The following is a 24,652-nucleotide window of genomic DNA, read 5'->3' on the forward strand; positions in this document are numbered from 1 at the left end:
GTGCTCAACGCGCTCGAGGGCGGTGCCGGCCTCGAGCTGCTCATCGACAAGATCCGCACGACGAAGAGCAACGACGAGTTCCTCGCCGAGATCGCGAAGGCTCCTACCCCAGGGGGGTAGGAGCCTTCGATGCTGTCTCGCGCGCTCACTGCGGGCCGGGATACCCGGCCCGCGGGCGTTCGCTCGCTGGCGAGCGCCTGCGCTCCTCCGTCGCTCCGGCGCCGCATCCGGGTCGGTCGGAATGGTTCGCTGGCCTGCGCCGTTATCCTGGAGTCTCCCGTCTCCCGGAAGGTTTTCCTGTGAAGGCTGCAATTCATCCTGAGTACGTCGAATGCACCGTGCGGTGCTCGTGCGGGAACACGTTCACCACGCGCTCGACCGTCCCGGAGCTGCGCGTCGAGCTGTGCTCCGAGTGCCACCCCTTCTACACGGGCAAGCAGAAGCTCGTGGACACCGGCGGTCGCGTCGAGCGGTTCCAGCGTCGCTACGCGAAGGCCCAGAAGACGCAGAAGTCCAGCCGGGCGAAGAAGGCCTGAGCGGCACGGCGACCGGCGCGGCCGAGGAGCGCGGCGTGGCCAAGCAGCCCGAGGCCCGCTACATGGGCGGGCAGGCGGTCATGGACGGCGTGATGATGCGGGGCGCCACGACGTGGGCCGTCGCGTTGCGCACCGAGGAGGGCGACGTCGACGTCGTGGTGCACGACGCGCCGCAATGGGCGGAGCGGTGGTCGCGCGTCCCGCTCGTCCGCGGTGTGGTCACGCTCGCGGAGTCGCTCACGCTCGGCATGCGCGCGCTGATGTGGTCGGCGAGCCGTCAGCTCCCCGAGGAGGAGCAGATCTCGAGCGGCGCGCTCGGCTGGGCGATGGGCATCGCGCTCGTGCTGTTCACCGCGCTGTTCATCCTCCTGCCCGCGCTCGCCGCCAAGGGCCTGGGTGGTCTGGTCGGTCACAGCGGCTGGCAGTTCGACGTCGCGGAGGGCGTCCTGCGCCTCGGCATCTTCCTCGGCTACCTCGCGCTGATCGCCCGCATGGCGGACGTGCGGCGGGTGTTCCAGTACCACGGCGCCGAGCACAAGGCGATCGCCGCATACGAGAACGACGTCGAGCTGACGCCCGAGTCCGCGCAGCGCTTCACGACCGAGCACGTCCGCTGCGGGACGAACTTCCTCCTGACCGTGATGGTCCTCACGATCGTCGTCTACGCGTTCGTCGGCCGTCCGAGCTGGCTCGTGCTGGTCGCGTCCCGGATCGTGCTGATCCCCGTGATCACCGCGTTGAGCTACGAGGTGATCCGGTTCGCCGCGAAGCACATGGACCGGCGGTGGGTCCGCGCGGCGATGCGTCCCGGTCTGGTGCTGCAACGCATGACCACTCGCGAGCCGACGCTCGATCAGCTCGAGGTGGCGATCGCGTCGCTGCGCGCCGTGCTGACCGCCGAGCAGCTCGCCGAGGTCGACGGGCGTGCGCGCATGCCGCGCGTCGACCCGCTCGTCAACCCGGCGTTCGGCTCGTAGCCGCGCCCGACCAACCGAGGATCGCGGCGCGCAGCGCGACGCTCGTCATGTCGAGGAAGACGTCGTCGCGTGCGGCGTCGCCGTGGTCGAGCCAGTTCAGCGTCGCGTCGACGAGGTAGCTGACGACCGTCTGCGCCGCCCACTCGTGCACGGACGCGTCGACACGGCCCGCCAGCAGCGCGCGTGATGCGTCGACCGCGTGGTCGCGCAGCTCCCGCGCGTACTCCGCGAACGCGGGTTCGCGCGCGGCATGCCGCCAGAGCAGCTGAAAGCCGGCAGGATCCTCACGGGCGACCGTCAGCAGCGACCGCGCGCCGATGCTCGCGGTCCCGGGCCGCGCGTACTCGGCGAGGAACTCCTCGGCGAGGCGGTCGAACACCCGCTGCAGCACGGCGCGGTACAGCTCCTCCTTGGAGTCGAAGTGCCGGTACACGATGAGCTTGGTGATGCCGGACGCCGCCGCGATGTCCTCCATCGAGGTGCCCGCGTAGCCCCCGCCCGCGAACGCGACAGCGGCGCCGCGCAGGATGGCGGCGTGGCGCTCGGCTCGGGGGAGCGGGCGGGTCGGGGTGGTCTCGGACGCGGTTGCCATCGGTAAACCGAGGAGTTTACACTCCCGCGTGTACCACGCGCGGGAGGTGCCATGAGCACGCTGCAGCTCGAGTGGACCGAGGACGAGCTCCTGGCGAGCGACCCGATCGCGGAGCCGCTCGTCGCCGGCGGCCGCCGGTGCCACGGCGGCTTCGACGACACCGGCGCGTACCGGTCGCCACGGACGCGCAACCGCGCGCCCGCGATCGCCGCATGGCAGCGACACCATCGTGACCAGTTCGGCACCGAGCTCGTCGAGGCGCCGCTCGACACGTGGCCCGAGAGCTACCCGAACGTCGCGCAGGCGAAGTTCCTGCTGCGCGAAGGCGTCAGTGCTCCCGTCGTCGCGACGTTGACGCGCATCGGCACGGTCGAGGGGTTCGGGGCGATGATCCGTCACGCGCAGATCGGCGACCTGCAGCGCTTCTTCGACGAGCCCGTCGACGGCACCGCGATCGCGCACCTGCAGCGCGGCCTGTTCGAGGCGCACGCTCGCGACGAAGCCGGCTTCGCGGACGAAGCAGGTCATCGCGACATGTGGTGGGCGGCGCGCGACATCGCCTTCGACCGTCCGATCACGCGCGACGAGACGAAGGCGATGATGCAGCGCATGGGCATCGTCGAGCCCGGCGCGGGGGGACTGGTGGACCAGGAGGCGGCCCGTCGCCGGATGCTCGAGGCACGCCGCTTCGACGATCTCGATCTCGGCCTCGAGATGCTCGTGCAACGGATGATCAGCATCCTGCTGATCGAGGTGTCGGCCTTCCACATCTTCCGCTGGGCCGAGACCGTCTTGTCCGACGGCGACCTCGTCGCCGGTGACGGCGAGGCGGCGCGCATCGTGAGCTACATCCGCCAGGACGAGACGCCGCACGTCGAGTACCTGCGCACCGCGCTCACCGAGATGCGCGACCGCACGTTCGTCGGCGAGAGCGGCGCGCGCATCCCGGGTCGCGACGTCATCGGCACGCTGTGGGACGTGATGCTGGCCGACTCGCTCGGCCCGCGCCGCGACGACAACCTCCGCGCGACGTTGGGCGAGGTCGAGCACGCGCTCGACGGCAACCCGCGCCGCGACGACATCCTCGAGGAGTTCCACGCGCTCGGTTCCGGAGCGACGAGCGCCCGCGAGGCGGGTATCCCGCCGAGCAGCGAGTGCGACCATGGGCATCGTCCGGCCCGGCCGGGCGGCGTGACGCGATGAAGTTCGGCATCTTCTACGAGCACCAGCTCCCGCGCCCGTGGACCGACGAGTCCGAGCACGAGCTGCTGAAGGACGCGCTCGAGCAGTGCGCGCTCGCGGACCGGCTGGGCATCGACTACGTGTGGGAGGTCGAGCACCACTTCCTCGAGGAGTACAGCCACTCGAGCGCGCCCGAGCTGTTCCTGGCCGCGGTGTCGCAGCGCACGCGCGACATCCGTCTCGGTCACGGCATCGTGCAGACGCCGCCGCCGTTCAACCATCCGGCGCGCGTCGCCGAGCGCATCGCGACGCTCGACCTCCTCTCCGACGGCCGCGTCGACTTCGGCACCGGTGAGTCGAGCTCCGAGGCCGAGCTCGGCGGCTTCCTCGTCGACCCCGTACAGAAGCGTGCGATGTGGGAGGAAGGGCTGCGCGTCGCGCTCCGTTGCCTGACCGAGGCGCCGTTCACCGGCTTCGCAGGCGACTACGTCACGATGCCGCCGCGCAACGTCGTCCCCAAGCCCCGGCAGAAGCCGCATCCGCCGGTGTGGGTCGCGTGCAGCCGCCGCGACACGATCCACCTCGCCGCGCAGAAGGGGATCGGCGCGCTCACGTTCGCGTTCATCGACCCCGAAGAGGCCGAGCACTGGATCGCCGACTACTACGACACGCTCGAGCGTGAGTGCGTCCCGATCGGCGACACGGTGAACGCGAACCTCGCGTGCGTCACGCCGTTCATGTGCCATCCCGACGAGGAGGAGGCGCTGCGACGCGGTCTCGAGGGCGCGAACTTCTTCGGGTACTCGCTCGCGCACTACTACGTGTTCGGCCGGCACCGTCCCGGCGTCACCGACGTCTGGGCCGAGTACCAGTCGCTGCGCGCGGAGAAGGGTTACTCGCCGGAGGCCGTGATCGCGGCCGCGCAGCACTCCGACCGGCTCGGGGCCAAGGCCGTCGAGCAGGGCGTGTCCGGTCTCCGCGGCGCGATCGGCACGCCCGACCAGCTGCGCGCGTTCCTCCGTCGCTACGAGGAGTACGGCGTCGACCAGGTGATCTTCGTGAGCCAAGCCGGCAAGAACCGCCACGAGGACATCATGGAGAGCCTCGAGCTGTTCGGCCGGGAGGTCCTGCCGGAGTTCAAGGATCGCGACGCGGCGCAGCAGCGGAGCAAGGCAGCGCGTGTCGAGCCGATCGTCGACAAGGCGTTGGCCCGGAAGCCCGACGCCGACCACCCGCCGCTGCCCTCGCCCGACTACGACTTCCCCGCGATCCCGCGCGCGATCGCGGACCGGTCGGGCTCCGACGACTTCCACGCGTGGCTCGACAAGGTCGCCGAGGAGCGGGCGGCCGGCCGGGAGGACATCTTCCCGCGCCTGTCGTGACGCGCACCTGAACCCGGCTTCACACTGCGCTCACACGCGGGGTCGATCGTGACCGCGTGAGCGTCAGTGACCGTGAGCGGGTCTCGCACGTCGTGCGCCGGCTCTCGGTCGGCGCGCATCCCGACGTCGTCGGCGCGCTCCGGACGACCGACGACGCGATCGCGAGGGCGCTCGACCTGTCCGCTCCCGCGGCACCCCCTCCGACGCTCGCGCCGCCGGCCACCGAGGAGGAGTCGCGCCGTGTCGCGGCGATCACCGAGCCGCTCGCGTGGTGGATCGGTCGCATGCGCGCCGACTCCCGCCTGATCGAGGAGCGGCTCGTGTGGTTCTGGCACGACCACTTCGCGACGAGCATCGCGAAGGTGCGCGTGCCGTACCTGATGTGGCAGCAGCACCTCACGATCCGCCGGTACGCGACGGGCAGCTTCGCCGACCTCCTGCACGCGATGGCGAAGGATCCGGCGATGCTCGTCTGGCTCGACGGTGTGACGAACACCGCGCGTCAGCGGAACGAGAACTTCGGCCGCGAGTGCATGGAGCTGTTCACGCTCGGTCGGAACGCGGGCTACACGCAGGACGACGTCGTCGCGGCGTCACGCGCGTTCACCGGCTGGGTCGTCGACGTGCCGTTCCGGCGCAACGCGGTCGCGGCCGGTGCGGCGCCGTACGCGGCGGCGTTCGTCCCCCGGCGCCACGACGCGGGCACGAAGACGCTGCTCGGCGCGACGGGCGACTTCGACCTGGAAGGCGCGCTCGACGTCATCCTCGACCATCCCGCAGCCGCGCGCTTCGTCGCGACGAAGCTCCACCGCGAGCTCGTCGGCGTCGATCCCGACCCGCCGACCGTCGCTCGGCTCGCCGCGACGTTCCGCCGCGACTGGGGCGTCCTCTCGCTCGTCGAGGCGATCGTCACGAGCCCGGCGTTCACCTCGGACGCCGCGGTGCGCGCCAAGGTGCGCACTCCACTCGAGAAGCTCGTCACGTTGCTGCAGGCGGTCCCGTCCCGGGCGCCGGCACACGCCGCGAACGGGGGCGGCAAGGCGGCCCTCGCCGCGCTGCGCCGTATGGGGTACGTCCCGTTCGCACCGCCGAACGTCGGCGGCTTCCCCAAGGGCGCGCCGCTGCTCGGCCCGCACGAGCTCGTCCACGCGCTCGACCTCCTCGCCGCGATCGGCGGACCGCCCCCGGAAGCGTTCACCGCGGACGTCGACGCGCTCTTCGCACGCTTCGGTGTCTTCGACGTCGCACCCGCGTCGCGCGCGGTCGTCGCGTCGCATGACGATCCCGTGACCCGCGTCGCGCTCGTGCTCACCTCACCCGAGGTCGCGCTCACATGAGCGAGCGAGCCGTGAGGCGAGCGGAAGCGGTGGCCCGAGCGGCCCGGCGCCGGAGGCGCCAGGAGCGGGAGACATGACTGGCGAGCCGCGCCGCGTCACACGCCGGCAGTTCCTCACCGGCGCAGGCATCGTCGCGACCGCCGCGGTCGCGGGTGGCTACGGCGTGAGCGTCTGGACGCGCGACGCGCCTACGACGAAGAAGCAGGCGCGCACCGTTGCACACGGTGATCCACGCGGCACGCTCGTCGTCGTCGAGCTCGGCGGCGGGAACGACGCGCTCAACATGGTCGTGCCGAACGACCCGGCGTACCGCGCGCTGCGGCCGACGCTCGGCGTCAGCGATCCGATCCACCTCGACGACGAGACCGGCCTGCACCCGAAGCTGGTCAAGCTCGCGGAGCGGTACCGCCGCGGCCAGGTCGCGATCGTCGAAGGAGTCGGGTACCCCGACCCGAACCTCTCGCACTTCGCGTCGCTCGCGACGTGGTGGTCGGCGCACCCGGGGGGCTCCCTCGACACGGGCTGGCTCGGCCGCTACCTCGACGCAACCGTGGGGTTCGACGACCCGCTCGCGCTCGTCGCGATCGGTCCGACACCGTCGCCTGCCGTGCTCGGCGAGCGGTCGTTCGCGACGTCGATCGCCGACGCGACCGGTCTCACGCCGCGCCTGCCGGCATGGGCGGACCGCGCGTCGGACGTCGTCGCGGCGTGGCGCGGGTTCGCGCCGGCGCCGGTGGATCCCGTCACGCTCACCGAACGGGTCGACGACGCGCTCCGCCTGACCGTCTCGGCCCGTGACGAGCTGCGCGCCACGCTCGGCACGGGTGGCGCTCCCGCGGCGTCCGACGTCGGCGCCGCGCCCGGCGGTGCGCTCGTGGACGAGCTCGAGCTCGCCGGGCGTCTCGTCGCCGGACGCCGTCGCCCGCGCGTCGTGTACGTCAGCGGGACGGGCGACTTCGACACCCACCAGGGCGAGGCGACGCGCCACCCCGCACTGATGGCGGACCTCGACACCGGCATCGACCGGCTGTTCACGGCCGCCGGCCCGGCCGGGAAGGACCTGCTCGTGATGACCGTCTCCGAGTTCGGTCGCCGGCCCGCGGAGAACGGCAGCGGCACCGACCACGGCACCGCGGCCGCGCACCTGCTCGTCGGGTCGTCGGTGCGCGGCGGACGCCACGGCGCGCGGCCGTCGCTCGCCCGTCTCGACCAGCACGGCAACCCCGTCGCCACCGTCGACTTCCGTGCGCTGTACGCGTCCGTGCTGCGCGACTGGCTCCATGCGGATCCCGAGCCCGTGCTCGACGGCGCGTTCGGAGGCCTCCGCGTCGTCGCCTGACGCGGGAAGGCACCGACCCCGCCCACCGTTAGCCTGGTCGGGATGCTCCCCCGCGACCGCCTCGCCGACCTGGAGGCCGAGCTCGAGAAGCTCGAGTCGAACCTGCCCGAGATCTACGCGTCGGGCGACCAGCAGGCGACGCGCGACGCCGGCCGCCGTCATGCGGAGCTCAAGCCGCTCGTCGACGCGTGGCGCGACTACAAGCGCACCGAGGACGACGTCGCGGAGGCGAAGGAGCTTCTCGGCAACGAGGACGACGCCGAGATGCGCGAGTTCCTGCGCGGCGAGGTCACGGAGAAGGAAGCGCGGCTCGGCGCGATCGACGCGCACATCAAGGAACTGCTCCTCCCGCGCGACCCGAACGACGGCAAGAACGTCATCGTCGAGATCCGCGGCGCGGTGGGCGGCGAGGAGGCGAACCTCTGGGCCGCGGACCTCTACCGCATGTACCAGCGCTATGCCGAGGCGCACGGCTGGCGCGTCGAGCCGATGTCCAGCCAGCCGTCCGAGATGGGCGGCTTCCGCGAGGTGACCTTCGTCGTGAAGGGGCCCGACGCGTGGACGCGCCTGAAGTACGAGGCCGGCGTCCACCGGGTGCAGCGGGTCCCGGTGACGGAGAGCCAGGGCCGCGTCCACACGAGCGCGGCGACCGTCGCGGTGCTCCCCGAGGCGGAGGACATCGCGATCGACGTCGATCCCAACGACCTCGAGATCGACGTCTACCGGTCGACGGGACCGGGCGGGCAGTCCGTCAACACGACCGACTCCGCGGTCCGCATCACGCACAAGCCGTCGGGACTCGTCGTCACGTGCCAGGACGAGAAGAGCCAGCTGCAGAACAAGGAGAAGGCGATGCGGATCCTGCGCTCGCGCCTGCTGCAGATCGAGCAGGAGCGCCAGCAGCAGGAGCTCTCGTCCGCGCGGCGCAGCCAGGTGAAGAGCGGTGACCGCTCCGACAAGAGCCGGACGTACAACTACAAGGAGAACCGGGTCACCGACCACCGTGTCAACCTGACGGTGAAGGCCCTCGATCGCGTGCTCGAGGGCGATCTCGACGAGATCGTCGACGCGCTCGCGGCCGCCGAGCGCAGCGAGCAGCTCGCCGCGTCGGACAGCTGAGCCAGCGAGCCGACGTGGCGAGCTGGCGACAGCTGCTCGATGACGCAACCCGTGCGCTCGATGCCGCCGGTGTCACCGCCGCCTCGACCGAGGCCCGGTGGATGCTCGAGGAGGTCTCGGGCTACGACGCGGCGGAGCTGCTCGCCAACCGGGGCGACGACGCGCCCGCACGCGCGGTCGCCCGTCTGCAGGGGATGGTCGCGCGGCGCGCCGCCGGCGAGCCCCTGCAGTACGTCCTGGGTCACTGGTCGTTCCGCGACCTCGATCTCCTCGTCGACCCGCGCGTCCTGATCCCGCGTCCCGAGACGGAGGTGGTCGCCGAGGTCGCGCTCGACGAGGCGGTGCGGCTCGGTGCGAGGCGCGGCCGGCCGCGCACGTTCACACGTTCCCACACGCCGCGGCCGTTCACGATCGCCGATCTCGGGACGGGATCGGGCGCGCTCGCGCTCGCGCTCGCGACGCAGCTCCCCGAGGCCGAGGTGTGGGCCACCGACGTGAGCGAGGACGCGCTGGCCGTCGCGCGCGCGAACCTCGCCGGGATCGGGACCGCCGCGACGCGTGTGCGCGTCGCGAGCGGCTCGTGGTTCGACGCACTGCCGCCGTTCCTGCGCGGCCACGTGCGTCTCGTCGTGTCGAACCCGCCGTACGTCGCCAACCGCGAGATGCAGTCGCTGCCCGCGGACGTCGCGGACCACGAGCCGATGGAGGCGTTGGTGAGCGGCCCGACCGGCCTCGAGGCGATCGAGCGCATCCTCGCGGATGCGCCGTCATGGCTCGTGGCGAACGGTTCCGTCGTGTGCGAGATCGCACCGCACCAGAGCGTCGACGCCGTCGCGGTCGCGCTCGAGCACGGATTCGAGGAGGCGTTCACGCGGCCAGACCTCGCGGGACGCGAGCGCGTGCTGGTCGCGCGGCGGCGGATAGGGTGGCCGGGATGGCCGACGAGCTCGACGTCGACGCGATGCTCCAGCGGTTCCGGGACCGGGCCGAGGCCGTGAAGAGCCGGCCGCTCCCACCGGTCGCGGGTGCCGAACGGCAGCGCTTCGTCGAGCAGGCCCAGCTCGACTACCAGGACTTCGCGATCGTCGGCGACGCGTCGTGGACCTTCGAGGACGGCGTCCTCACCCTGCAGGTCGACCTCAAGGGCTGAGCGCTCAGGACGACCGCTCGTCGAAGATCTCGAACCGGTCCATCCGCTGCAGGTACGCGCGGTCCACCGCCATCCACACCGTCTTCGAGAACGGGTAGTAGAGGATCGGCGCGAACAGCATGAGCGGTACGAGCACCGCGAGCAGCGGTGCGACCGGGATGTTCGGGACGGTCGCCGCGACGAGCGCGACGAACACGGCCGCGAACACGCCGCCCACCACGATCATGTTGATCGCGAGCGCACCGACGAAGTAGCCGGACTCACGCTCGAAGTGCAGCCCGCAGCGCGGACAGTCGGGCACCAACGTGAAGTACCGGCGGAACAGGTGACCGCTGCCGCAGCGCGGGCATCGCCGTGTGAAGCCCCACCACATCGTGCGTGCACGGCTCGGTTGGACGGTCACGACGCGCCGGCCCACGGTCCCAGGGTACCGGTCGGGTCAGACGTTCACGCCGGGCGGAACCGGCCATGCGGCGACCGCGGGCGCGGCGCTGTCGCGGCAGATCGAGCGGTACCGGCACCACCCGCACGTGGTCGGGTCCGCCACGCCCGCGTACTCCTGCTCCTGCCACATCTCGCCGACCACCGCGCGCATCTCCTCCTCGATGTCGGCGAGCTCGTCGTCGTCGGGCTCGAAGGGCACCGGGTCGTCGACGACCTCCGGCGAGAGGAACTCGTAGCGCACGCGCACGCGCAGTCCCTTGCGGGCCGCGCGCGGCGCGAGCAGCCAGGCCTGCAGGCGCGCCCGCGGGTCGTCCCGGAGGTGCTCGGACGTCGGCGGCGCGCCCGTCTTGTAGTCGCGCGCATCGGCGATCCCGTCGTGGATCCACACGGCGTCGATGCGCCCCGTCGCCATGAACATCGGTGCCGGCAGGCGATGGAACCGGGCGAGGTCGAGCTCGTGTGCCGACCACACCGCGCCCTCCGGGCAGCGACGTGCATGACGCTCGACGAACGCGTGCATGGGCCCGTCACCGTCGAAGCCGTGCGCGGCGAGGACGTCCACCACATGGGCGCCGTCACGGCAGGAGCCCGTTCCGGTCGTGTGCACCTGCCGGAGCATCGCGTGCACCGCGACGCCGAGGTCGGGCGACGGGCCCTCGTCGCTCGCCGGGATGCCGAGCATGCGCGCGATCCGGTACTCGCGGCGACACCGCCGCCACTGGACGAGCGACGTCGCGTTGAGCGCGACGATCGCGGCCGGGCGGACGTCGTCGCGCGCCGTCACGTGTGTGCCTTGCACCCGGGGACGAAGCGGCAGGACGCGCAGTCGGAACCCGGGGCCGGATCGGGCTGCGCGATCCGCTCGCGGATGAGCGCGACGCGCGCTGCGACCCAGTCGTCCAGGTCCGCCCGCCGCGACGCGACGTCGACCACGTCCTCGCGGCGCGCGCCCTGCACGACGTCCGCGACTGACACGAGCAACGGGCGGTCGCCGGCCCAGCGCGCGAGACGGAGGAGCACGAACCGCACGTCGGCGTCGTCGACCAGCACCGCGGGAACGCCGGAGCCCAGTCGGAGCAGACGCACCTCGGCGCGCCCGTCGCCGTCCTCGACCACCAGCCCGCACCGGCCGACGAGACGCACACCGAGGCCGTCCAGCGTCGTGGACCACTCCTCGTCGCCGGGGAGGTCCGCGGCGCGCACCGGGCGATCGCCGTAGAGGGCGACGTACCAGGCGGCCGCGTGCTCGTACAGCCGGCGCTCCTCGTCCGTCAGGGCGTCGGCCCGGAACGCGCCGATCGACGGCGACGCCACGTCGACGTGACACAGCCGGGCGTCCTCGAGGAGGCGCTGCTCCACGCGGAACCGACCCGACCCGAGGTTCATCCCGCGGTGGTCGCCGTGCTCGTGCGCCAGCCGCCGCGGGCACATCGTTCCGGCGCGGCGGAGGTGGCTCACCGTGACCTTCGGCGGCTGGTCGGCGTCGAGGTCCGCGCCGCCACTGCGTGTGCTCGGTCGCACGGGTTCGGCCTTCACCACGGGTCACGGTATGCCGACACGAGGATGTGGCTTCGGACCTCCAGGTGCCGCCTAGCATCCCGCGCGTGGCTGCGGATCGCGAGCGGCCCCGCCGGCGGCGGTGGCCGTACGTCGTCGTGTTCGTCGCGGTCGTGGTCGCGTGGCTCGCGTTCTCGGCGTTCTCGTTGCTCCGCGCCCGCCACGACGCCAACCTCGGCATGGACCTGCTGCGCCAGGCCCGTTCGACCCTCACCCCGACGGATGTCGTCCGCGGTCAGGGTGCCGACATCCTCGCCGCCGCCGAGCGCGACTTCGCCCGGGCCCACGACCGCGTGGACAAGCCGTGGCTGAAGCCGCTCGAGATCGTGCCCGTCGTCGGGCGGCAGGTCCGCTCGATCGACGCGCTCACCGGCTCGGCCCGCCGCGTCGTCGCCGTCGGCTCCGACGCGATGACGCGCTCGCGCGCCCAGCTCTCCGCACCCGTCGTGACCGGCGACGCGCGCGTCCAGCAGGTCCGCGCCCTCGGGTCGATCGCCAGCTCGGCGTGGCGGCAGCTGCGATCGGTCGACCTCGGCCCCGGGAACGCGCTGATCGGCCCGCTGCGCGACGCCCGCACGAAATTCTCCCACGACCTCGCGAAGCTGCGCGACGCGCTGAAGAACGTCGACGACGCGTCCACCGGTCTCGCGCAGCTCATGCAGGGCCCGTCGCGCTACCTCGTCGTCGCGGCGAACAATGCCGAGATGCGCGCCGGATCGGGCATGTGGCTGAGCGCAGGGCTGCTCGACGTGCAGAGCGGCCGGTTCGCCGTCGGGGACATGCGACCCACGCCGGACCTCGCCCTCGACCCGGGCGTCGTCCCGATCACCGGCGACCTCGCGGCACGGTGGGGTTGGACGGTCCCGAACCAGGAGTGGCGGAACCTCATGATGAGCCCGCAGCTCCCGGCGAACGCCGAGCTCGCGGCGAGCATGTGGCGCGCGCAGTCGCCGGTGCCGATCGACGGCGTGCTCGTCATCGACCCGGTCGCGCTGCAGGCACTGCTGTCGGCGTCCGGCCCGGTGAACGTGGACGGCAAGGTGATCGACGCCGACAACGTCGTGGCCTACGTGCTGCACGACCAGTACTACGGCGCATCGACCGAGACCACGCAGCAGGCCGAGCGACGCGAGCAGCTGAGCGCGATCGCCCGCGCCGCGATCCAGGGCATCGACCAGCACGGCTGGGACGCCAGCAAGCTGGTCGACCAGCTGCGCACGGCCGCGCAGGGCCGTCACGTGCTGGCGTGGTCGAGCAATCCGGTGCAGGAGAAGGCCTGGGAGGCCGCGGGCATCAGCGGGACGTTCCCCCGGGACTCGCTCATGGTCTCGATGCTGAACCGCGGCGGCAACAAGCTCGACCAGTACCTGCACGTCGACCCGACGCTCGTGGTGACGCCGACCGCCACACGCACTGCCGCGACGCTGCAGGTCGCCGTGTCGAACCAGACGCCACCCGACCAGCCGTTCTACGTCGAGGGGCCGTTCCCGGGCACGGGCCTCGCGGCGGGCGAGTACCTCGGGATCCTGGCGGTCAACGTCCCGGCCGACGCGTCGAACATCAGCATCGACAACGGCGCGCCCCTCGTCGCGGCCGGCCCCGACGGCGACAGCCGCGTCGTGGCGACGTACGTGCGGCTCGCCCGGGGACAGAGCCGGACGCTCACCGTCCGCTTCACGCTCCCCGCCGGCGCACGGACGATCGACGTGCAGCCGTCCGCCCGGATCCCCGGTGAGGTGTGGCACTTCCGTGACCAGCAGTGGGTCGACTCGGCGGCCCGCCCGTTGACCTGGTGAACGGCACGCGACCGTCGCTCGCGGAGCGTGGCCGCAACCCCGCGACAGCCGGCGGTATCGCGCAGTTGCGACGGGTATAGGTCGATCGGCCCGTTGTCGCGCCGTCAACGTCTGGCTACACTCCGCGCGGAGCTTGGGGGGAACAGGGCCAGGGAGGCAGCAGTGAAGCAGGGACCGACCGTCTCGGGACGTGTCGAGGAGGGGCCGACCGGCCCGACGATCCGGCGCCGTGTCGCCCGTGCGGCTGCGGCCGGCGCGATCGTGCTCGGCGTCCTCGCACCGACCGCCGCGTTCGCGCAGACGTACCCGAACGGGGGCACGACGCCGCCGAAGGCGAACGACCCGGGCGCGCAGGTGCAGGGCGTCAGCGCCACGAACAACAGCTCGTCGCTGCCGTTCACCGGCGGTGACGTGGCCGGCCTCGCCGCCATCGGCGGTGGCGCCGTCGTCGTCGGTGGGCTGCTCGCGCTCCGTTCGCGGCGTTCGCACGCCTGAATCTGCACGCATCCCCGTCGTGAGGGGAAAGCTCATCACGCCGGGATTCGTGCCGACCTGATCGTGATGACGGCTGCGATGAGCGGCGCGACTGCTCCGCAGGGTGGGCTAGCGTGCATCGGAGCGCCTGTCGGGTGCTTCCGCGCGTCGTGTGTGCGTACCACAGTGTCGTACGTGGTCGTCCGGGCTACGGGAACGTGAGGGTGAGCGTCGGAGAGCGGGTACGCCCCGATCGGATCGAGAGCACGCGTCCGCCGCGGGCGACCCGCGGGCGCGCGCGACCCCGTCCCGAGCTCGGGCGGGTCCACCATCCGTCCCTGCGCACCATCCTGCTCGCGGTGGACACCACGTCGGTCGCGGCCGCGTGGCTGCTCACGCTCCTCGTGCCGTGGGCCGGTCGCTCGGCCTTCCACACCCAGCGCTACGCGATCGCGATCGCCGTTCCCGCGATCACGCTCGGCTCCCTGGCGCTGATCGCGTCCCAGCGCCTCTACCTGGCGCGCGTCTGCGGCGTGCGCGCCGTCGAGGTCGCGCGCCTCGCGAGCGCGTCCCTGATCTCCGGTGTCGCGACGTACGCCGTCGCCGCCGCGCTCGGCGCGTCGATCTCGCTGCCGCGAACGCTCGTCGGCGTCGCCCTCGCGTTCACCTTCCTCACGTTCGGCCGCGGCGCGTACGGCACGTGGTTGAAGAGCTCGCGCGCGACGGGTCGCTTCAGCCGACCCGTCGTCATCGTCGGGACGAACGCGGAGGGACGCGAGCTCGAACGCCTGTTGCGGACGCACCCCGAGCTCGGGTTTCGCGTGGTCGGTTGCGTCGGTCGCTCCGACGAGCTGGCGCTGTGGCGCGACGACGTGCCGTGGCTCGGCGACCTCGGCGGTGCGGCCGACGCGATCCGCGGGCGGGGTGCGAACGGCGTGATCATCGCGGCGAGCGCCGTCCCGCACGACCAGCTCAACCGGCTCACTCGTCAGCTGCTCGCGGCCGACGTCCACGTGCACCTGTCGACCGGGCTGCAGGGGATCGCGTACCGGCGGCTCCGGTCGCTCCCGCTCGCGCACGAGCCCCTCTTCTACCTCGAGGCCGTCTCGCTGTCGCGGTGGCAGCTCGCCGCGAAGCGCGCGCTCGACATCATCGTCGCCGCGATCGCGTTGCTGTTCGCGGCGCCCGTCCTCCTGCTCGCGGCGGTCGCGATCAAGGTCGGCGACCGGGGCCCCGTCCTGTTCCGGCAGCGACGGGTCGGGCGGGGCGGGAGGACCTTCGAGGTCCTCAAGCTCCGGACCATGGTCCCCGACGCCGAGGAGCGCCTCGCGGAGGTGACGGCCGAGAACCTGCGGCGTGACGGACCACTGTTCAAGGCCTCCGACGACCCGCGGCGCACGAAGGTCGGCAGGGTGCTCGAGGCGACGAGCCTCGACGAGCTGCCGCAGCTCATCAACGTGCTCGTCGGGACGATGAGCCTCGTCGGCCCCCGGCCCGCGCTGCCCGACGAGGTCGCCCAATTCGACGACGAGCTGCTCGAGCGGCACAGCGTCCCGCCCGGCATCACCGGACTGTGGCAGGTGGAGGCGCGCGACAACCCGTCGTTCGAGGCGTATCGCCGCCTCGACCTCTTCTACGTCGAGAACTGGTCGATCACGCTCGACCTGGCGATCCTGTTCGAGACGTTCCAGGCGGTCGTCGCGCGACTGCTGCGCGGCCCGACGCCGCACTTCGAGACGATCGAGCACGCCCAGGACCGAACCACCGCGGCGTGAGCGAGCGAGCCGGGAGGCGGACCGGCACTCGCACCGTCGTCGAGGCGCCGTTGCGCGCGTTGCTCGTCAACGAGAACCTCGGCGGGCACGCCTCGATGCACCTCTACATCCGCGAGGCGCTGCGCGACGTACCCGAGCTCGCGGCCGACGTCGTCGACGTGCCGCGTGCCGGTCTCGCGCGCAAGCTCCTCGCCGCCCCGGTCCCCGGCCTCGCGTCGCGCGACCTCGATCTCGCGCCGCTGCGCGCGCAGCTCCTCCAGAGCGCGTGGGTGCGACGCGTGCTCGAGCACCGGGCCGGGGCGTACGACGTGGTGCACGTGTACACGCAGAGCACCGCGCTGCTGTCCGCGGACCAGCTCCGCACGCGCCCCAGTGTGGTCTCGACCGACGGCACCGGGACGCAGAACGCGTACCACCTGCCGTACCGCCGCCCGACGCGCTGGACCGCGTCCCAGGCGCGTGCCGCGCGCCGGTTCGAGGACGGCGTGTACGAGGCCGCGACGCTCCTCGTCGCGCAGTCGCACTGGGCCGCGCGCTCGCTCGTCGACGACTACGGCGTCCCCGCCGAGCGGGTGCGCGTCATCCCGTTCGGCGTGCCGATCCCACCTGCCGTGCCACGGCGCGAGCGCGACGGCCTGCCGCTCGTGACGTTCGTCGGCAAGTCGCTCGAGCGGAAGGGCGGGGTGCGCCTGCTGCGCACGTTCCGCGAGCACCTGCGCGGTCGCTGCGAGCTGAACCTCGTCACCCTCGAGCACGTGGCGCCGGAACCCGGTGTCGTCGTGCACAACGACTTCCGACCCGGCGACCCGCGTCTCGTCGACCTGTTGTCGCGGAGCGCCGTGTTCGCGTTCCCGAGCGACATGGACAACTCGCCGTACTCGGTGGTCGAGGCGATGGTCGCCGGCCTGCCGGTCGTCGCGACGCGCGTCGGTGGTGTCCCCGAGATGGTCGTCGACGGCGAGACGGGCGTGCTCGTCGGCGACGACGACGCGCAGCTCGCCGCCGCGATCGCGTCGTTGCTCGACGATCCCGACCGACGCCGCGAGATGGGTCTCGCAGCGCGGCGGCGGGCCGAGGAGCGATACGACGCGCGCACGACGACACGCGCGCTCGCCTCGGTCCTCAGCGAGGCCGTCGAGCGGTTCCAGCCGTAGCCGCGAGCGCCCGCGACGCGGGCGCACCATGGCCGCGCCGCCCGGGTCGCCGAACGCGCAGCGTCACCTGCGAGCGACTCGTCCGGGAACGTCCGATGTCGGGCGATTTCGCGAGCACGGACCGTGCTCAAGTGGGTTTGCGCGGCCGTCGAAAACCACGGCGTGCAGTTCGGGACCCCCGCTCGCCGTGCCCGGTTCGTCGGCGCGACCGCGCTGTTCGCGCTGCTCGTGGTCGTGGCCGCCGTCGCCTCCGGGGGGACGCCGGCGGCCCACGCGGGCATCGACTCCTACGGGCTGGGGCTGGGGGAGCGCTTCGGGTTCTCGCCCGGCGGCGACCTCCTGTGGAACCGCACGTACCAGCAGCAGTCCGCCGAGCTCGACGCCATCGCGGCGACCGGCGCGAAGTGGGTACGGATCGACTTCCCGTGGGACACCGTGCAGGCGGCCGGGCCCGCTTCCTGGAGCTGGGGCCAGGACGACACGCTCGTGCAGATGGCGACCGCGCGCGGGCTGCACGTGCTCGGCGTGCTCGCGTACACGCCGGCCTGGGCCCGCCGCAGCGTGTGCAACACGAACCACGCGTGCCCACCGAACGACCCCAACGCGTTCGCCGCGTTCGCGCGCGCGGCCGCGCAGCGCTACGGCTCGAACGTCACGGCGTGGGAGGTCTGGAACGAGCCGAACTGGGACCCGTTCTGGGCGAGCGGCCCCAACGCCGTCGACTACGTCAACCTGCTGAAGCCGACGTACGTCGCGATCAAGAGCGTCGCGCCGAGCGCGACCGTCGTCACCGGTGGGCTCGCGCCGTACGGTGATCTCGCGCGCACGGCCATCGACCCGAAGGTCGCCGCGGAGCACCCGGTGAACTTCCTGAAGGCGATGTACGCGGCCGGTGCGCGCGGGTACTTCGACGCCGTCGGTCACCACCCGTACTCGTATCCATACGCGCCGACCGACTGCTGCATCGGGTGGAACGCGGTGCTGTACACGCAGACCCTGCACGACGTCATGGCGCAGAACGGCGACGGCGCGAAGAAGATCTGGGGGACCGAGGCCGGCGCGCCGACCTCCGGTTGGGGTGCGGTCTCCGAGGCGCAGCAGGCGCAGTGGGTGCAGCAGTACTTCAGCCTCTGGGACAACTGGTCGTTCACGGGCCCGTTGATGTTCTTCACGCTCGCCGACGCGGGCGGCGACCCGACGAACAACGCGAACTACTTCGGGTTCATGCACGCAGATCTCTCGCCGAAGCCCGCGTACAACATGTTCGTGCAGCAGGTGCAGGCGGCCGCGGGCATCGGCACGGTGTCCGGCGGCAGCACGTCGAGCCCCTTCCTCAAGGTCTCCGCACCGTCACGCGCGGTCGCGGCGAACCCGAACGGCGGCTACTACGTCCTCGCGCCCGACGGCAACGTCGTCGCGTTCGGCGGCGCGCCGTACTTCGGGTCGTCGATCGTCCCGGGCGGGCTCGCGCGCGACCTGGCGGTCATGCCCGACGGCAAGGGCTACGTGATGCTCGACGGATGGGGCGGTGTGCACCGCTTCGGCAGCGCCACGAGCCTGCCGCTCCCGAACGGCTACTGGCCCGGGTGGGACATCGCGCGTCGCGTCGCGATCACGTCGGACGGGCGCGGGCTCGCCGTGCTCGACGGGTGGGGCGGCGTGCACGCGAGCGGCGACGCGCCCAGGCTCACACCGGGCTGGTGGCAGGGTTGGGACATCGCGCGGGCGATCGCGATCGCGCCCGACAACCAGGGTGTGTACGTGCTCGACGGGTGGGGGAGCGTCCACGTCGCGGGAAGCGCGAAGGTCGAGCCCGGCGGACCGTTCTGGTACGGCTGGGACATCGCGCGCGACCTCGTCGTCACGCCGGACAACGGTGGCTACGCGGTGCTCGACGGGTTCGGGACGATCCATCCCGTCGGCGACGCGCCGCACGGCGTCACGCCCGGCTACACCCCCGGTGATCTCTGGCGCGGCCTCGCGCTGAAGAGCGGCTGACCCCGATCACGCGGCCGTCCCGGCGATCGGCATGCGACGGGTCGTCGGCGGCGAGCCCGTACGATGGCCTGCGCTCGGGCATCCCCGAGGAACCCGCCGCAACGTTCGGTTGCCGTGGGGCGGAGCGCCGTAGCGGGCGCGGAGGGATCTCTCATCGTCGATCAGCGCACGCCGGACAACTCGAGTGACGCGCCCGTGACCGGGCCGGCCCGTGGGCCGGGACGCGTCCCGAAGGCGTCGGGCTCGATGCTGTCGGGCGCCGGCATCCTGCTCGCCGGACGGTGGGGCGTCGCCGTGCTCGGGTGGACGACGACCGTCATCGTCGTCCGCACGATCAGCACGCCCGCGTTCGGTGAGTACTCGCTGATCTTCAGCCTGCTCGGGATCATCGGCTTCATCTCGGAGCTGAAGCTGAGCCGCATCGTCCTGCAGCAGGTGATCGTGGCGGACGAGCAGGAGGCGGCCGCAGTCGTCGGCTCGTACACGACCCTGCGCGTGATGGTCGGCGTCGTGGCGTATCTCGTCGCGATGGCGGTGGTGTGGATCGCGAACTACCCCGCGAGCGTCGTCCAGGCGACGGCGGTCGGCGGGCTCGTCGTCATCATCTTCTCGGCCGCGTACGGCATCACGCTGCTCTTCGAGGCACGGCTGTGGCTGCGCAGCATCGCCGCGAGCCAGTTCCTCGCGCAGGTCGTCCAGCTCGGGGTCACCGCGCTCATCGCGGCGCTCGGCGCGGCCTCCGTGCTGCTGTACGCGTGGGCGAACGTCGTCAACGCGTTCGTCACGTTGTTCTGGCTGGTGTGGGTGATCCGGCACATCGCACGCATCCGGCTGCGCATCGACCGCAGGTGGTGGGTCGCCTGGTTGAAGGAGGGAGCACCGCTCGCGGTCGGTGCGGCGCTCGACACCATCTACTTCCGCATCGACACGGTGATGCTGTCGCTGCTCGACACGTTCCGCTCGGTCGGGATCTACAGCGTCGGCTACAAGTTCTCCGACCTGCTCGGCTTCGTCTCGACGGCCGTCGGCACCCCCGCGATGACGATGATGGTGCGCGCGTGGCCGGAGAACCCCGCCGAGTTCCGCCGCGCGTTCCGGCACGCACTCATCCTGCTGACCGTCGCGAGCGTCGGCGCGGCGGTCGGCTTCGGCGTGTTCGCGAAGCCGTTGGTCGTGCACCTGTACGGCGCGAACTACGGCGTGGGCGCGGAGGCGGCGCGGCTGCTCGTCGCGGGCCAGGCGCTGCACTTCTACACGGTGCTGTGCTTCATCACGTTGGTGTCGGTCGGTCGAAACCGGCTCTATCCGATCGCGACGCTGACCGGCGTCGTCGTGAACGTCGGGCTCAACGCGGCGCTGATCCCGCGCTACTCGTTCAACGGGGCGGGGTGGGCCACGGTCGTCACCGAGAGCATGGTGATGGCCGTCCTCGGGTTCGGCGTGCTGCGCATCCCCGGGATCCGGCCGCTCCCGTGGCTGCCGCTGCTGAAGTGCGCGGTCGCCGGCGGCGCGATGTTCGCGGCCGGCGAGGCGATGCTCGGTTCGCTGCCGTGGCCGGTCGCCGGGCTGCTCGCCGGGCTCGTGTACCTCGCGGTGCTGCACGTGACGCAGGTGGACGGGCGGGGCGGTCTGCGGGTCCTGCTCACGAGCGGCCGCATCCGCCACGGCACCGACGGACCGACGTTCGCCGACGAGCGTGACGACGAGCGCGCGCCGCTCGGGACGCCCGATGCCGCGGGCGCGCGCGACGAACACGTCGCCGAGGCGTTCGAGGGCCCCGAGGACTTCCTGCCCCCGCCCGGTCAGCTCCCGTAGTAGCTCGTCGGCCGCGGCGTCGACGCGCGGTTGACCACGACGCCGACGATGTTGGCGCCGCCGCGCTCGAGCGACTCGATCGTCGACCGCACGGCGCGCTTGCGGCTCGTCTTCGTGTCGAGCACGAACACCGTCGCGTCGCACTGCGAGGCGACCGCCATCGCGTCGGCGAACAGCGCGCCGGGCGGCGTGTCGACGACGACGAGACGCACGGCACGCAGCGCGTCGAGCACGCTGCGGAACGCACGCGCGCCGAGCACACCGGACGGGTCGCTGACGGGCGTCCCGCTCGGGAGGATCCGCAGGAACGGGCTCGAGCCGTTGCGGCGGAGCGCGCTCGCGATGTCCGCGCCCTGCAGCACGGCCGACAGACCGGGCGCGCGCACGACACCCGTGCGCTCGTGGATCGCGGGCTTGCGGAGGTCGGCGTCCACCAGCACGACCTTCTCGTCGAGCGCCGCCGCGGACTCCGCGAGGTGGATCGCGACGAACGTCTTCCCGGCGTCGGGGTTCGCGCTCACGATCGCGAGCGTGCGCGGCTTGCCCGCACCCTCGAGGAACATGAGGTTCGTGCGCAGGATGCGGAAGGCCTCGATCGTGTCGGCGTCGGAACCCTTCGGGATGCGGGCGAGGACGGGGAGGCCGACGACCTTCATGATGTCCGCGCTGTCGTCGCTCGCGGAGAAGCGGTCACCGACGGCCCGGGCGACGACCCACAGCTCGGCGATGACGACGAACGACACGACGAGCGCGAGAAGCGCGTCCGTCGTCGGCCGGGGCGAGACCGGGGTCGAGCTCGCCACCGCGGGCGACGCGACGATGATGCGGTTCCGCGGTTGGGCCTCGCGGTTGTAGAGCGCGGTCTGTGCGGCCTGCAGCGCGTTGTTCAGCGAGCCCGCGGCGGGACTGCCGGGCGGCAGGCTCGCGAGCTGCTTGGTCAGCTGGTCGATCTGCGCGTTCAGCGGCGCGATGTCGGCGAGCGTGCTCGTGTTCTGCTGGTCCTCGACCGCGCTCGTCAGCGCGATGGTCGCACCGCGCGCCAGGGCGCGTGCCGCCGCGGGCGACGGGCCGGTCGCCGTCACGCGCAGGAACGCGATGTTGCCGATCTGGCTGACCGAGATGCGGCCGAGGCCGGCGGACGGGTCGATCTTCAGGCCGGACTCCTTCACCGCCTGGAACACCACCGGGACGGACTCGCCGAGCTGCGCGTACGTCTGCGTGAGGAAGTTGGTGTCGTCGGTGGTCGCCTGCCCGATCGAGGCCCGGCCCGAGATCACCTGGAGGTCGGCCTTCGCGGAGTAGGTCTTGGCCCGGCTCGCGTCGACGGCGTACACGGTCGCGGCGACGAGCACGGAGACGATGAGGATCCGCCACCAGTTCTGGAGGATCGTCCGGAGGTGCTCGGCCACGTCCACGGCGGGTCATTGTAGGGGTGAGGGATCCGCCGTTCGGGGCACCGGGTGACCGGCGCGCGCGGAGCGTCGCCGGCCCGGTCGACCGGCGGGCGCTACGGCGACGGCGGCGGGAGCGTGCCGGCGATGACACGCGTGATCGTCTCGAGCGCGGGCTTCGGCGAGCCGTCGGCGTGCAGCACGCCGAACGAGTCCTGCTGGTCACGCCCGGGGCCGGCGTCGCGGACCGAGAACCACAGCATCGGACCGGTGAACGGCCACGTGTTCCACACCGAGTAGTACTCCGCGACCCACACCGCCTGGGTCCGTTCGCCGACCGACCCGTCGCCGCGGGTGGGTGCCCCGACCTCGGTGGCCCAGATCTTCTTCGCCCCGTCGCCGTGCGACGCCATCACGGCGTAGAGGTCCCGGGTCTGGAGGAACGCGTTCGACGAGACACGTGTCGTGGGGTCGAGCGGGAACGTGTACGGATGGTCGGCGACGCCGTCGAAGCTCGCCCCGCCGCCCGCGTCGTAGATCCGCTCCAGGAACGTCCGGGGCGACACCGAGGAGCCCGCGTCGTTCGTCGCCGGTGCCAGGCCGCCGGTGAGGATCGTCACGCCCGGTTCGACGGACCTGAGCGCGGCGGCGCTCATCTCGAGCAGCTGCGTGTAGCGGATCGGGTCGGGACGCTCCCAGAACTGGTCGACGTTCGGCTCGTTCCAGATCTCCCACACCGCGACGCCTCGGGTCGCGTACCGCAGCGCCGCCGCGTGGACGAACCGCGCGAAGTCCGCCGGGTCGTTCGGCGGGTGCTTCTGGCTCGTGCCGGGAGGGCGCGCCCACTCGGGCGTGTACGTCGGCAGCGCGATGACGTCGAGCCCGCGTCGGTGCGCGGCGTTCACGACGCGGTCGATCGCGCTCCAGTCGAACGACGTCGGCCCCGCGCGCTGCACCCACGACCAGTCGAAGTCGAAGCGCACCCACCGAGCGCCGGTGGCCGCGACGGTGTCGAGGTCCGCGGCGAGCTGACCGTCGTCGTCGGCGAGGATCGTGCTGCCGGTCGCGAAGCCGGCACGCGCGCCGATCGCGGTTCGTGGCTTCACCGGTGGCGCGACCGCCGCGATCGGGTTCGACGTCGTCGTCGTCGACGGCCCGGCGGTGGTGCTCGAGGTCGTCGACGGTCGCGACGGCGCCGACGACCCGGGCGGGAACGGCGCGGGCGACGGACCGCCACGCAGCGCCCACACCACGATCCCGAGGATCACCACCAGCGCGATGCCGACGACGACCTGGGTCCGCGTCGGCCGCGACGCGCGCGGGCGCGCGCCGCCCTGCGGGTCGTGCGGCGCGTCAGGCGGGCTCACGCGCGAGCGCCTCGTCCACCGCGGCGACGAAGCGTTCGCGGAACGTGGCGGCCGAGAACGACTCCGCGTGCGCGCGGATCACCGCCCCGTCGAAGCGATCGGGGTCGAAGCGGCGCATCGCGCCGGCGAGGGCGTCGACCTCGTCGGCTGATCCGTCCGACCGGTAGAGCAGGCCGGTCACGCCGTCGACGACCGTGTCGAGCGCGCCGCCGTACCCGAGCGCGACGACGGGCGCGCCGCATGCCTGCGCCTCGACCGGCACGATCCCGAAGTCCTCCTCGTGGGGGAACACGAGCGCGCGACAGCGGCGGTACAGGTCGAGCAGCGTGGCGTCGTCCACGCGCCCGAGCATCTCGAGGCCCGGCCACGCGTGCGCCTCGACGTCCGCGCGGCCACGCCCCTCGCCGGCGACGACCAGGCGCACACCGGCGGCGCGCGCGGCCGCCGCGGCGAGATCGGCGCGTTTGTACGGCGCGAGCCGTCCCGCGAACAGGAAGAAGTCCTCGCGCGCGACCGACGGGTCGGCGGTGTAGTGGTCGATGTCGACGGGTGGTGCGACGACGGTCGCGTCGCGATCCCACCAGTCGCGGACCCGCTGCGCGACGTGTTGGGAGTTCGCGACGATGCGTGTCAGCCGCGACGCGGCGCGGGCATCGGGTCGGCGTTGGGTCGCGGCGAACGCCGCGAGTCCCGCGCGGCCCAGGGGGCCACCGATCTCGTGGGCGCGCATCGACGGCTCCCAGATCCAGCGCGCGGGCGTGTGCGTATACGAGACGACCGGGGTGCCCGGGCGTACCCGAACCCGGTTCGCGAACGCGTGGTGGCTCGTCACGACGAGATCGGCGTCCGCGAGGTCCATGCGCGCGATCGCGAGCGGCAGCAAGGGGAGCAGGTAGGCGTACGTCGTCCCGCCGCGGTACAGCCGCTGCAACGGCGTCGTCTCGACCGTCGCGCCCTTCATGCCGGCCGGGAGCGCGTCGCGGTCGAGGATCGGGACGTGGACCGTCGCCTCGGGCCAGATGCGATGGAGCTGCTCGACGACGCGCTCGGCGCCACCGAGCTCGGTGAACCGCTCGTGCACGATCGCGACGCGTCGCGGGCGCGGGTGCCCGCCCCTCACGTCGTCAACGGCCCGCGCGTCCATTCGGTCCCCGGCTGCGGTGCTCGCGGCTCACGCAACACCTCGTCGTCGTCGTTCCCCGCCGCGCGCGCGGCGGGGCGCCGCCCGGTCGAGGAGGGACCGCGACGCTATCCCGTCGCGCGAGGT

The 24,652-nt window shown here is 72.4% G+C and carries 21 protein-coding genes and 1 pseudogene; 15 read left to right on the top strand and 7 right to left on the bottom strand.

Annotation, left to right across the window (positions count from 1 at the left end):
* The first annotated feature begins 299 nt into the window (after positions 1–299).
* Positions 300–533 (top strand): annotated as a pseudogene (gene rpmE / locus VFC33_11205) (50S ribosomal protein L31).
* A gap of 38 nt (positions 534–571) precedes the next feature.
* Positions 572–1,513, top strand: a complete 942-nt coding sequence (locus VFC33_11210; GenBank protein ID HZR13805.1) for a DUF1385 domain-containing protein — start codon at positions 572–574, stop codon at positions 1,511–1,513.
* On the opposite strand, the gene VFC33_11215 is transcribed toward VFC33_11210, so the two are convergent.
* Positions 1,491–2,105, bottom strand: coding sequence for a TetR/AcrR family transcriptional regulator (locus VFC33_11215; GenBank protein HZR13806.1), 615 nt, complete (start codon positions 2,103–2,105; stop codon positions 1,491–1,493). The two genes, VFC33_11210 and VFC33_11215, sit on opposite strands and share 23 nt — an antisense overlap.
* Positions 2,106–2,156: 51 nt before the next feature.
* Between VFC33_11215 and VFC33_11220 the strand changes: the two genes are divergently transcribed.
* The 7 genes from VFC33_11220 to VFC33_11250 all read left to right on the top strand — a co-directional run bounded on the left by VFC33_11220 (position 2,157) and on the right by VFC33_11250 (position 9,614).
* Complete coding sequence (locus VFC33_11220; GenBank protein HZR13807.1) at positions 2,157–3,308, top strand: hypothetical protein; 1,152 nt, start codon at positions 2,157–2,159, stop codon at positions 3,306–3,308.
* A complete protein-coding gene (locus VFC33_11225) occupies positions 3,305–4,669 on the top strand; it encodes an LLM class flavin-dependent oxidoreductase (GenBank protein ID HZR13808.1) in 1,365 nt (454 codons plus the stop codon). Before VFC33_11220 ends, VFC33_11225 begins: the two co-directional genes overlap by 4 nt.
* A 56-nt stretch (positions 4,670–4,725) precedes the next feature.
* Positions 4,726–6,006, top strand: coding sequence for a DUF1800 domain-containing protein (locus tag VFC33_11230; GenBank protein HZR13809.1), 1,281 nt, complete (start codon positions 4,726–4,728; stop codon positions 6,004–6,006).
* A gap of 73 nt (positions 6,007–6,079) precedes the next feature.
* Entirely contained in the window at positions 6,080–7,345 is a 1,266-nt protein-coding gene (locus VFC33_11235; GenBank protein ID HZR13810.1) for a DUF1501 domain-containing protein, read from the top strand.
* A gap of 42 nt (positions 7,346–7,387) precedes the next feature.
* The gene (gene prfA / locus VFC33_11240; GenBank protein HZR13811.1) at positions 7,388–8,464 is read left to right on the top strand and encodes a peptide chain release factor 1; all 1,077 of its coding nucleotides are present in this window, start codon (positions 7,388–7,390) and stop codon (positions 8,462–8,464) included.
* A 14-nt stretch (positions 8,465–8,478) separates the two neighbouring features.
* Positions 8,479–9,462, top strand: coding sequence for a peptide chain release factor N(5)-glutamine methyltransferase (gene prmC, locus VFC33_11245; protein ID HZR13812.1), 984 nt, complete (start codon positions 8,479–8,481; stop codon positions 9,460–9,462).
* Entirely contained in the window at positions 9,399–9,614 is a 216-nt protein-coding gene (locus VFC33_11250) for a hypothetical protein (GenBank protein ID HZR13813.1), read from the top strand. The genes prmC and VFC33_11250 overlap by 64 nt, the downstream gene beginning before the upstream one ends.
* Positions 9,615–9,618: 4 nt before the next feature.
* Here VFC33_11250 and VFC33_11255 read toward each other — a convergent pair whose 3' ends face one another.
* The 3 genes from VFC33_11255 to VFC33_11265 are packed head-to-tail and all read right to left on the bottom strand — an operon-like array spanning position 9,619 to position 11,594.
* Entirely contained in the window at positions 9,619–10,032 is a 414-nt protein-coding gene (locus VFC33_11255) for a DUF983 domain-containing protein (protein ID HZR13814.1), read from the bottom strand.
* Positions 10,033–10,053: 21 nt separating this feature from the next.
* Positions 10,054–10,842 (bottom strand): PD-(D/E)XK nuclease family protein, encoded by a 789-nt coding sequence (locus VFC33_11260; protein ID HZR13815.1) that lies wholly within the window; start codon positions 10,840–10,842, stop codon positions 10,054–10,056.
* Positions 10,839–11,594: a hypothetical protein gene (locus VFC33_11265; protein ID HZR13816.1), complete on the bottom strand. Its 756-nt coding sequence runs from the start codon at positions 11,592–11,594 to the stop codon at positions 10,839–10,841. The genes VFC33_11260 and VFC33_11265 overlap by 4 nt, the downstream gene beginning before the upstream one ends.
* A 68-nt stretch (positions 11,595–11,662) precedes the next feature.
* On the opposite strand from VFC33_11265, the gene VFC33_11270 reads away from it, so the two are divergent.
* The 6 genes from VFC33_11270 (at position 11,663) to VFC33_11295 (ending at position 20,627) form a co-directional block, all read left to right on the top strand.
* Positions 11,663–13,411, top strand: coding sequence for a DUF4012 domain-containing protein (locus VFC33_11270; GenBank protein HZR13817.1), 1,749 nt, complete (start codon positions 11,663–11,665; stop codon positions 13,409–13,411).
* A 162-nt stretch (positions 13,412–13,573) separates the two neighbouring features.
* A complete protein-coding gene (locus tag VFC33_11275) occupies positions 13,574–13,906 on the top strand; it encodes a hypothetical protein (GenBank protein ID HZR13818.1) in 333 nt (110 codons plus the stop codon).
* Positions 13,907–14,244: 338 nt separating this feature from the next.
* Positions 14,245–15,660 carry a sugar transferase gene (locus tag VFC33_11280; GenBank protein ID HZR13819.1) on the top strand — a complete coding sequence of 472 codons (1,416 nt, stop codon included), beginning with the start codon at positions 14,245–14,247 and terminating at the stop codon, positions 15,658–15,660.
* On the top strand, positions 15,657–16,814 hold the full coding sequence (locus VFC33_11285) for a glycosyltransferase family 4 protein (GenBank protein HZR13820.1): 1,158 nt from the start codon (positions 15,657–15,659) through the stop codon (positions 16,812–16,814). The genes VFC33_11280 and VFC33_11285 overlap by 4 nt, the downstream gene beginning before the upstream one ends.
* Before the next feature lie 162 nt (positions 16,815–16,976).
* Positions 16,977–18,812: a hypothetical protein gene (locus tag VFC33_11290; GenBank protein ID HZR13821.1), complete on the top strand. Its 1,836-nt coding sequence runs from the start codon at positions 16,977–16,979 to the stop codon at positions 18,810–18,812.
* A 195-nt stretch (positions 18,813–19,007) separates the two neighbouring features.
* Positions 19,008–20,627, top strand: a complete 1,620-nt coding sequence (locus tag VFC33_11295; protein ID HZR13822.1) for a flippase — start codon at positions 19,008–19,010, stop codon at positions 20,625–20,627.
* On the opposite strand, the gene VFC33_11300 is transcribed toward VFC33_11295, so the two are convergent.
* From VFC33_11300 to VFC33_11310, 3 genes are all read right to left on the bottom strand, one after another.
* A complete protein-coding gene (locus VFC33_11300) occupies positions 20,615–22,042 on the bottom strand; it encodes a hypothetical protein (GenBank protein ID HZR13823.1) in 1,428 nt (475 codons plus the stop codon). The genes VFC33_11295 and VFC33_11300 overlap by 13 nt on opposite strands.
* 92 nt (positions 22,043–22,134) lie before the next feature.
* Complete coding sequence (locus VFC33_11305) at positions 22,135–23,385, bottom strand: cellulase family glycosylhydrolase (protein ID HZR13824.1); 1,251 nt, start codon at positions 23,383–23,385, stop codon at positions 22,135–22,137.
* Positions 23,372–24,505, bottom strand: a complete 1,134-nt coding sequence (locus tag VFC33_11310) for a glycosyltransferase (GenBank protein ID HZR13825.1) — start codon at positions 24,503–24,505, stop codon at positions 23,372–23,374. Before VFC33_11310 ends, VFC33_11305 begins: the two co-directional genes overlap by 14 nt.
* Between the last annotated feature and the right edge of the window lie 147 nt (positions 24,506–24,652).

The sequence above is a fragment of the Acidimicrobiia bacterium genome (assembly GCA_035651955.1).
Classification (GTDB): domain Bacteria; phylum Actinomycetota; class Acidimicrobiia; order IMCC26256; family JAMXLJ01; genus JAMXLJ01.